Raw genomic sequence first — 7242 nt, forward strand, 5'->3', positions numbered from 1 at the left:
GAGTGTTTTCATGTCTTTGAAGTTGGGTGTTATCGGTACTGGCGCCATCGGCCAGGATCACATTCGTCGCTGCAGCCAGACCTTGCTCAACAGCCAGGTGGTGGCCGTGACCGACATCAACCTTGAGCAGGCGGCCAAGGTCGTCTCGGACCAGAAACTCACCGCCGAGGTGTACCCGGACGGCCACGCGCTGATCAATTCGCCGCAGGTCGAGGCGATCCTGGTGACCTCGTGGGGCCCGAGCCACGAAGAATTTGTGTTGGCGGCGATTGCGGCCGGCAAACCCGTGTTCTGCGAGAAGCCGCTGGCGGTGACTGCCGAAGGCTGCCGCAAGATCGTCGAGGCCGAAGTGGCCCACGGCAAGCGCCTGGTGCAGGTGGGTTTCATGCGTCCGTATGACCAAGGCTATCGCGCCTTGAAAGCCGTGATCGACAGCGGCCAGATCGGCGAGCCGCTGATGCTGCACTGTGCCCACCGCAACCCGAGGGTGGGTGAGAACTACAAGACCGACATGGCGATCACCGACACCCTGATCCACGAGCTGGATGTGTTGCGCTGGTTGCTGGCCGATGACTACGTGTCGGTGCAGGTGGTGTTCCCGCGTAAATCGAGCAAGGCGCTGGCCCATCTGCGTGACCCGCAGATCGTGCTGCTGGAAACCGCCAAGGGCACGCGCATCGATGTGGAAGTGTTTGTGAACTGCCAGTACGGCTACGACATCCAGTGCGAAGTGGTGGGGGAGACCGGTATTGCGAAATTGCCGGAGCCGTCCCAGGTGCAGATGCGCAGCGGGGCCAAGTTGTCGAACGCGATCCTGATGGATTGGAAAGACCGGTTCATCGCGGCGTATGACGTTGAGCTGCAGGCGTTTATCGACGGTGTAAGGGCAGGGCAAGTGGGGGGGCCGTCGGCGTGGGATGGTTTTGCAGCGGCGGTGGCGGCGGATGCGTGTATTGAGGCGCAGAACAGTGGGCAGATTGTGAAAGTGGGCCTGCCACCGCGTCCGCATTTCTACGGCTAACCACAATCCTCACTGATGTAACGCAGTCAGTGTGGGAGCGGGCTTGCTCGCGAATGCGGCCTTTCAGTCAACATTTGCATCGACTGACCCACCGCATTCGCGAGCAAGCCCGCTCCCACATTTGACCGAGTTCCTACCTCAAATTCGGGAGATCTCAAGCATGCGCATCGCATTAGACCCCTACATGTACCGCCACCTGCCCCTCGGCCAAATGGTCGACAAGGCCGCCGAGCTCGGCTACCAGCACATCGAACTCTCGCCCCGGGAAGACTTCCTGCCGTTCTACAAGGCCCCCCGGGTCGACCGCGCGCGCATCAAGGAATTTCGCAAGGCCCTGAGCGACGCCGGCGTGCAACTCTCATCCCTGCTGCCCATGTACCACTGGGCCGCCGCCGACGAAGGCCTGCGGGTTGCCGCCGTGCGCAACTGGAAGCGTGCGATCCAGATCGCCGTGGAAATGGACTGCGAGCTGGTCAACACCGAATTCACCGGCCAGTCCGACAACCCGTTGGTGTGCGAAAACCAGTTCATGCGCTCCATGGACGAGCTGATGCCGGAGTTCGAGCGCGAAGGCATCAAGCTGGATATCCAGGCGCATCCGTACGACTTCTGCGAGCGCAACAACGAGTCGGTGGACATCATTCGCGGCCTCGACCGCGACTGGATCAACTACCTCTACGCCGCGCCGCACACCTTCTTCTATGACGACGGCAAGGGCGATATCGCCTCGATGCTCAAGTACGCAGGCTCCAAGCTCAGCCACTTGATCATTGCCGACACTTACAACCACCGCGCTTCGTCCAACCTGCGCTACATCGTCAACCCGCCGGGCGTCACCGCCACCGTGCACCAGCACCTGGACATCGGCCAGGGCGAGGTGAACTGGGAGGCGTTTTTCGGCACTCTGCGGGAAATCAAGTTCGACGGCATTGCCACGGTGTCGGTGTTTGCCTGGGAAGACCGGCCGGATGAGTCCAACCGGATGATGCTGGAGCGGGTGACCCGCGAGTTGTGCTGTTAGACCGTTGTGGCTTGCCCTGTGGCGAGGGAGCTTGCTCCCGCTGGGGGGCGAAGCGCCCCCAAAAGCTTGCGACTGCTACGCAGTCGAGCGGGAGCAAGCTCCCTCGCCACAATTAACCAAGGAGTATTTGTATGCGAATCGGACTGGTTGGATACGGCAAAGGCGGCCGTGTATTTCATGCACCCCTGATAGCCAGCCTGCCGGGGGCGACCTTTGTCGGCGTGGTGACACGGTCACCCGAACGTCGCCAGCAACTGGCGACGGATCACCCCGGAGTGAAGGCCTTCGACAGTATCGGGCAGATCACCGAGGCCGGTGTCGACGTGCTGGTGATCTCCACCACCCTCAAGGGCCGTCCGGCCCTGGTGCTGGAGGCCATCGAACACGGTGTGGCGGTGGTCAGCGACAAACCCTTTGCCAGCAATGCCGAACAGGCCCAGGCCTTGATCACCGCCGCCGAGCGCCAGGGCGTGCTGCTCAGCGTCTACCAGAACCGGCGCTGGGATTCGGACTTCCTGACCCTGCGCAAGCTGATCGACGCCGGAGCCCTGGGCTCCGTCACCCGCTTTGAATCCCGGGTGGAGCGCTACAACCCGGGCTCGGTGGGCAATGCCAGCGGCGGCGGCTTCCTGCGGGACCTGGGCAGCCATCTGGTGGACCAGGCCATGCAACTGTTCGGCCCGGTGGACCGGGTGTTCGCGCAGTTGCACTACACCGCCGATGAGCGGAGCGTGGACCACGGCTTCTTTGTATCGCTGACCCACGCCAACGGGGTGATTTCACACCTGTGGGGCAGCGCCCTGCAAAACAGCCAGGCCCCGCGGTTTCGGGTGAATGGCACGGCCGGTTGCTACACCATCGAAGGGCTGGACGGCCAGGAAGAGGCGCTGCTGGCCGGCAAGACCCCGAAAACCGAAGGCGAGCACTGGGGCGCTGAAGAACATCGACGCTGGGGCTGGTTCGAGCAGGGGCCGGATCGTGAGCGGGTGCCGTCGGAAAAGGGCCGCTGGAATCAGTTCTACAGTCAGTTGCAAAGCGCGGTGGACGGCCACGGCGAGTTGCCGGTGAACGTCCTGGATGCGCTGGCAACCACCCGCGTACTGGACGCCGCGCGCCTGAGTTCAGAGCGCCAGCAGGTAGTGGAAATGGCGGCTATGGAGCCTCATGGATGAAAAATAGAATAAAATTCTAAAACAGGTTGATATGGAAATTATTTTCCAATAAAGTCATTCCAGGTTGCATAAAGTACGTTCGGACTCGATTCGGGCGACTCGACAAAAACAAGATCAAAACAACCAGGTACCGTCAGATGAAAATCTTCAACGCTGTACTGCGAGTTTTACGTCCTGCCCTCAAGCCTCGCGGTCTGCCCCGCGCCCGGCCGTTTTACTTTTCCCTCCTGAATGTCCTGTGCGTCGAAAGCAAGGGTTCCCTGGTGTGCTGCATTCCGGGGGCGCCGATCGTTCGACTGCCGACCGCTTCGCTCTGAAAAACGCAACGTCCACAAAACCAACAAGAAATTGGAGACAGACCGTTCATGAAGACCCCGATCCGTTTTACCGCGCTGGCCCTGTCCATGATGCTCGCCAGTGGTTTCGCCACGGCGGCCGATATCAAGGTGGGCGTGAGCATGTCGGCGTTCGATGACACCTTCCTGACTTACCTGCGAGAGGACATGGACAAGCAAGCCAAGTCCTACCCCAAGGGTGACGGCGTGCAGCTGCAGTTCGAAGACGCCCGCGCCGATGTGGTCAAGCAACTGAGCCAGGTCGAGAACTTTATCAGCCAGAAAGTCGACGCCATCATCGTCAACCCGGTCGACACGGCGTCTACCGCCAATATCAGTAAAGCGGCCCTCGCGGCGGGCATTCCGCTGGTGTACGTCAACCGTCGTCCCGACCAGACGGATCTGCCCAAAGGCATCGTGGCCGTGACCTCCAATGACGTCGAGGCGGGCCGCCTGCAAATGCAGTACATCGCCGAAAAGCTCGGCGGCAAGGGCAAGATCGTGATCCTGCTGGGTGACCTGGCGAACAACTCCACCACCAACCGCACCAAGGGGGTGAAGGAAGTCCTGGCCAAATACCCAGGCATCACCATCGAGCAGGAACAGACCGGCATCTGGCTGCGTGACAAGGGCATGACCCTGGTCAACGACTGGCTGACCCAAGGCCGTGAATTCAACGCGGTGCTGGCCAACAACGACGAGATGGCCATCGGTGCGTCCATGGCGTTGAAGTCGGCGGGCACCAAGCCGGGCACCGTGTTGATCGCCGGGGTGGATGGCACACCGGACGGTTTGAACGCGATTACCAAGGGCGACATGGCCGCGTCGGCGTTCCAGGACGCCAATGGCCAGGCCGTGGGTTCGGTGGAAGCGGCGCGCAAGATGGCCAGGCACGAGCCGGTCGAGCAGAACGTGGTGATCCCGTTCAAGCTGATCACCCCGGACAACGTCAAAGACTTCAAGTAGCCCTAAATAACAACAATAAACCGGCAGGGCAGCCACGGCGGCCCTGCTGACGGAGTACCCGATATGTTTGCTCAAGCGACTGCTTCCCAGCCTCCCGGTATCCAGCCCTTGGTACTGGAAGAACCCTATCTGCTGGAGATCTCCAACATCAGCAAAGGCTTTCCCGGCGTCGTGGCCCTGGCCGATGTGCAGCTGCGGGTGCGCCCCGGCTCGGTGCTGGCGCTGATGGGCGAGAACGGTGCGGGCAAGTCGACACTGATGAAGATCATCGCCGGCATCTATCAGCCCGACGCCGGTGAAATCCGCTTGCGTGGCAAGCCGATCAAATTCGAAACACCGCTGGCAGCGCAGAAGGCCGGGATCGCGATGATCCACCAGGAACTCAACCTGATGCCGCACATGAGCATCGCCGAGAACATCTGGATCGGTCGCGAACAGCTCAACGGCCTGCACATGGTCAACCACCGGGAAATGCACCGCTGCACCGCGCAATTGCTGGAGCGGCTGCGGATCAACCTCGACCCGGAGGAACACGTCGGCAACCTGAGCATTGCCGAGCGGCAGATGGTCGAGATTGCCAAGGCGGTGTCCTATGACTCCGACATCCTGATCATGGATGAACCGACCTCCGCCATTACCGACAAGGAAGTGGCCCACCTGTTTTCGATCATTGCCGACCTCAAGTCCCAGGGCAAAGGCATCATCTACATCACCCATAAAATGAACGAAGTATTCGCCATCGCCGATGAAGTGGCGGTGTTCCGCGATGGCGCCTATATCGGCCTGCAGCGGGCCGACAGCATGGACAGCGACAGCCTGATCTCGATGATGGTGGGGCGTGAGCTGAGCCAGCTGTTCCCGGTGCGCGACAAGCCCATCGGCAATCTGCTGCTGTCGGTGCGCGACCTGCGCCTGGATGGGGTATTCCAGGGCGTGTCGTTCGACCTGCACGCCGGCGAAATTCTCGGTATCGCCGGGCTGATGGGCTCCGGGCGGACCAATGTGGCCGAAACCATTTTCGGCATCACCCCAAGCTCCGGCGGCGAGATCCAGTTGGACGGCAAGACCGTGCGCATCACCGACCCGCATATGGCCATCGAGAAGGGCTTCGCGCTGCTGACCGAAGACCGCAAGCTCAGCGGCCTGTTCCCCTGCCTGTCGGTACTGGAAAACATGGAGATGGCCGTGCTGCCGCATTACTCCGGCAATGGCTTTATCCAGCAAAAAGCCCTGCGTGCCCTGTGTGAAGACATGTGCACCAAGCTGCGGGTGAAAACCCCGTCGCTGGAGCAATGCATCGACACCTTGTCCGGTGGCAACCAGCAAAAAGCCCTGTTGGCCCGCTGGCTGATGACCAACCCACGGCTGCTGATCCTCGACGAACCCACTCGCGGTATCGACGTGGGCGCCAAGGCCGAGATCTACCGGCTGATTTCCTACCTGGCCAGCGAAGGCATGGCGGTGATCATGATTTCCTCGGAGCTGCCCGAGGTGCTGGGCATGAGCGACCGGGTGATGGTGATGCACGAAGGCGACCTGATGGGCACCCTGGACCGCGCGGATGCGACCCAGGAAAAAGTCATGCAACTGGCTTCCGGTATGACGGCGGTCCACTAACGAACAGACGGCGCCGGCCCGTTGTGGCCGGCGCAACGCGATAAAAAAGGTGAGTGGTTATGAACGCGATACTGGAAAGCAAACCCGAGGAAAAGAAGCCCGCTGCGGCGCCGGTCAAGCACCGTCGACGCATGCCCACCGAGCTGAGCATCCTGCTGGTGCTGATTGGCATCGGCCTGGTGTTTGAGTTGTTCGGCTGGATCGTGCGCGACCAGAGCTTCCTGATGAACTCCCAGCGCCTTGTATTGATGATCCTGCAAGTTTCGATCATCGGCCTGCTGGCGATTGGCGTGACCCAGGTGATCATCACCACCGGTATCGATTTGTCCTCGGGCTCGGTGCTGGCGTTGTCGGCGATGATCGCCGCCAGCCTGGCGCAGACTTCCGACTTTTCCCGTGCGGTGTTTCCGTCATTGACTGACCTGCCGGTGTGGATACCGGTGGCGATGGGCCTGGGCGTGGGGCTGCTGGCGGGGGCGATCAACGGCAGTATCATTGCGGTCACCGGGATTCCACCGTTTATTGCGACCCTCGGCATGATGGTCTCGGCCCGTGGCCTGGCGCGTTACTACACCGAAGGCCAGCCGGTGAGCATGCTCTCGGACTCCTACACGGCCATCGGCCACGGCGCGATGCCGGTGGTGATCTTCCTGGTGGTGGCGGTGATCTTCCATATCGCCCTGCGCTACACCAAGTACGGCAAGTACACCTACGCCATCGGCGGCAACATGCAGGCGGCGCGCACCTCGGGCATCAACGTCAAGCGCCACCTGATCATTGTCTACAGCATAGCCGGCCTGCTGGCAGGCCTGGCCGGTGTAGTGGCGTCGGCACGGGCGGCCACCGGGCAGGCGGGCATGGGCATGTCCTATGAGCTGGACGCGATTGCCGCCGCGGTGATCGGCGGCACCAGCCTGGCGGGCGGAGTAGGGCGCATCACCGGCACCGTGATCGGCGCGCTGATCCTCGGGGTGATGGCCAGCGGGTTTACCTTCGTCGGCGTGGATGCCTACATCCAGGACATCATCAAGGGCCTGATCATCGTGGTGGCGGTGGTGATCGACCAGTATCGCAACAAGCGCAAACTCAAGCGCTGACACGGTCCTCAAG

The 7242-nt window shown here is 61.5% G+C and carries 6 protein-coding genes; all 6 read left to right on the forward strand.

All coding sequences use genetic code 11. The features are described 5' to 3' along the window. The first annotated feature begins 10 nt into the window (after positions 1-10). The 6 genes from HX801_RS22935 (at position 11) to HX801_RS22960 (ending at position 7229) form a co-directional block, all read left to right on the forward strand. Positions 11-1021, forward strand: coding sequence for a Gfo/Idh/MocA family protein (locus HX801_RS22935; protein WP_177022793.1), 1011 nt, complete (start codon positions 11-13; stop codon positions 1019-1021). 160 nt (positions 1022-1181) lie between these two features. Beyond that, positions 1182-2042, forward strand: coding sequence for a sugar phosphate isomerase/epimerase family protein (locus HX801_RS22940; protein WP_003214697.1), 861 nt, complete (start codon positions 1182-1184; stop codon positions 2040-2042). A gap of 131 nt (positions 2043-2173) precedes the next feature. Then, positions 2174-3214, forward strand: a complete 1041-nt coding sequence (locus tag HX801_RS22945) for a Gfo/Idh/MocA family oxidoreductase (RefSeq protein ID WP_102605494.1) — start codon at positions 2174-2176, stop codon at positions 3212-3214. A 365-nt stretch (positions 3215-3579) separates the two neighbouring features. Further along, a complete protein-coding gene (locus tag HX801_RS22950) occupies positions 3580-4515 on the forward strand; it encodes a sugar ABC transporter substrate-binding protein (protein ID WP_003214701.1) in 936 nt (311 codons plus the stop codon). A gap of 63 nt (positions 4516-4578) precedes the next feature. Next, entirely contained in the window at positions 4579-6132 is a 1554-nt protein-coding gene (locus HX801_RS22955) for a sugar ABC transporter ATP-binding protein (RefSeq protein WP_087694121.1), read from the forward strand. Positions 6133-6191: 59 nt separating this feature from the next. After that, on the forward strand, positions 6192-7229 hold the full coding sequence (locus HX801_RS22960) for an ABC transporter permease (RefSeq protein WP_003214704.1): 1038 nt from the start codon (positions 6192-6194) through the stop codon (positions 7227-7229). Positions 7230-7242 lie beyond the last annotated feature (13 nt).

The sequence above is a fragment of the Pseudomonas sp. G1002 genome, from assembly GCF_013385455.1.
In the GTDB taxonomy this organism is placed as follows: Bacteria; Pseudomonadota; Gammaproteobacteria; order Pseudomonadales; family Pseudomonadaceae; genus Aquipseudomonas.

Excerpts from the sequence above, each read along its gene's own strand:
- HX801_RS22935 (WP_177022793.1), top strand. The coding sequence starts at position 11 with ATGTCTTTGAAGTTGGGTGTTATCGGTACTGGCGCCATCGGCCAGGAT.
- HX801_RS22940 (WP_003214697.1), top strand. The coding sequence starts at position 1,182 with ATGCGCATCGCATTAGACCCCTACATGTACCGCCACCTGCCCCTCGGC.
- HX801_RS22945 (WP_102605494.1), top strand. The coding sequence starts at position 2,174 with ATGCGAATCGGACTGGTTGGATACGGCAAAGGCGGCCGTGTATTTCAT.
- HX801_RS22950 (WP_003214701.1), top strand. The coding sequence starts at position 3,580 with ATGAAGACCCCGATCCGTTTTACCGCGCTGGCCCTGTCCATGATGCTC.
- HX801_RS22955 (WP_087694121.1), top strand. The coding sequence starts at position 4,579 with ATGTTTGCTCAAGCGACTGCTTCCCAGCCTCCCGGTATCCAGCCCTTG.
- HX801_RS22960 (WP_003214704.1), top strand. The coding sequence starts at position 6,192 with ATGAACGCGATACTGGAAAGCAAACCCGAGGAAAAGAAGCCCGCTGCG.